Origin of the sequence: Corynebacterium sp. S5S1 (assembly GCF_001913985.1) — a bacterium.
In the GTDB taxonomy this organism is placed as follows: Bacteria; Actinomycetota; Actinomycetes; order Mycobacteriales; family Mycobacteriaceae; genus Corynebacterium; species Corynebacterium marquesiae.
The window spans coordinates 1-1,843 of record NZ_MKXT01000075.1; the positions used below are offsets into that span (position 1 = coordinate 1).

The window sequence follows — 1,843 nt, forward strand, 5'->3', positions numbered from 1 at the left end:
TCAACCAAATGGCCGTGGCCTACCCCGACCGCTTCAATAAATACCTCTAAGAAATCATCCCCACACACAAACAACTTGACACGCTCCGTTGACAAGTCTAGAGCAAACTAAGGAGTTGATCGTAGCCGATGTCATCGACGCCGACACAACCACCCCGGTAGGCAAGGAGATTGCAGCCTAATGACCAACCACACCCCGGCCCGTGTGCCGGACCCGATCCTTGCTAACAGATCACTGACGATTCGAAAGAACTCATATACCACCTACGCGGACTTGACCCGCCACTGGTGATCCGTTTCTTGAAAAGCTTGAAATGGTCGGGGTCAATTTGCTCGATATCCATCGGATATGATGCTGACGTCTCTGTTTGTTTCGGAGACTGGTCGCTGGTCACTGACGTATTGAACAAACTGGTCATATTGCTCGTCTTGGAGGGCATTTGAGAGAACTCGGGTTCCTACTGGTGTGGCGGCTAAACATGCTAATGCTGTAGCCAGTGCGATTAGCTTCTTTTCATTGATTTCTCCTGGTGTGCTGCGTCGTTTTCAGTTGAGCTCTTGTGCTTTACTTGCAAGCTCTCCCCTGGAGGGGCGTAAGGCGACCGTCAAACGCTGGTTTGTGCCGTTGCTGAAAAACCACGAAGTTCCACTAGGCAGGCCGGCGTTTGTCTCTGGCGCAAAATATGGCGACTTAGGAGCCCTAACTGGCCACTTTTTCTGCGTACCGTCAGGACGGCGTGGCCAAAATTTCAGGTAGTACCATATATGGTACTATTACGTTGTGGGAAAAAGTCTGCGATCACTACTTTGAAAGACGCAATACGAAGAGGACGTCGCATCGCACCTACAAGACCCCGTGGCTGGGTGATCCTCGTGTCAATATTCAAAACGCGAAGGGCAAGGCCAAGCCGTATCAGGTCCATCAAGTTCTAGAAGTGATTGAGAAATTGGGCGCACAGAAGAAGGAATCGGAGTAGTCAGCATGGACATTAACAAGTACACCTATCAAGTCTCCTGGTCGGAAGAAGATCAAGAGTTTGTGGCGACCGTGGCTGAGTTTCCCTCATTGTCGTGGTTGGATGCAGACCGGCAGCAGGCCGAGCGTGGTTTGCTTGAGCTTGTTGCTGAGGTTGCTGAGGACATGGAGGCCTCCGGCGAGGCGGTTCCTGCTCCGTTGGGCAGTCGTAGCTACTCGGGGAAGTTCAACGTGCGTACGTCTCCGTCGTTGCATCGGCGGTTGGCTATTGTTGCCAAGACGGAGGGCATTTCTTTGAACGCCTTGGTCAATCAAAAACTCGCGTCCGTCTAGTCAGCGGCACTGTGAAGAAGGGGGTGTGTCATGCCATTGGGTATGCGCGTGTGTCTACGGAGAAGCAGGATTTACAGGTTCAGCGTGAGAAGTTGGCCGCTTATGGTGTGGACGCGGAGCGTATCTATTTTGATCATGGCCGCTCTGGTCGCAACATCGAGCGCGCCGGCCTTGGGCAGGTGATTGTGGCGTGCCGTGCGGGGGACACGCTTGTTGTGACGAAGCTGGATCGGCTGGCTCGTAGTGTCCACGATGCCTCTGGCATTGCGCAGGACTTGCAGCAGTGCGGAGTCGCGCTGCAGATAGGCCGTGATGTCTATGATCCGGATAATCCCACGGGGCGCTTGCTGTTTAATGTCTTGACAATGGTTGCCGAGTTTGAATCTGACCTTTCCCACACATTGTCTGGATCTAATCCACGTAGAGGGGCAAACGTCCACAGCAAAGACGCGGCAGGCGCGATCAGGTCAACCCGATCGGCATACAACAACGAGCTTCGAACAAGGCGGAGTTCATTGTGCAAGGCAACCGCACC

2 protein-coding genes are annotated in these 1,843 nt (G+C 53.3%); both read left to right on the plus strand.

The window, feature by feature from the left end; translation table 11 throughout:
- The first annotated feature begins 981 nt into the window (after window positions 1–981).
- Window positions 982–1,308: a type II toxin-antitoxin system HicB family antitoxin gene (locus BKN05_RS12035; RefSeq protein WP_049149752.1), complete on the plus strand. Its 327-nt coding sequence runs from the start codon at window positions 982–984 to the stop codon at window positions 1,306–1,308.
- Between the two features lie 50 nt (window positions 1,309–1,358).
- The coding region (locus tag BKN05_RS12040; RefSeq protein ID WP_286688742.1) for a recombinase family protein at window positions 1,359–1,843 on the plus strand (485 nt) is incomplete at its 3' end.

What these genes read in the sequence shown, in the direction of transcription:
- BKN05_RS12035 (WP_049149752.1), top strand. Translation starts at nt 982, where the DNA reads ATGGACATTAACAAGTACACCTATCAAGTCTCCTGGTCGGAAGAAGAT.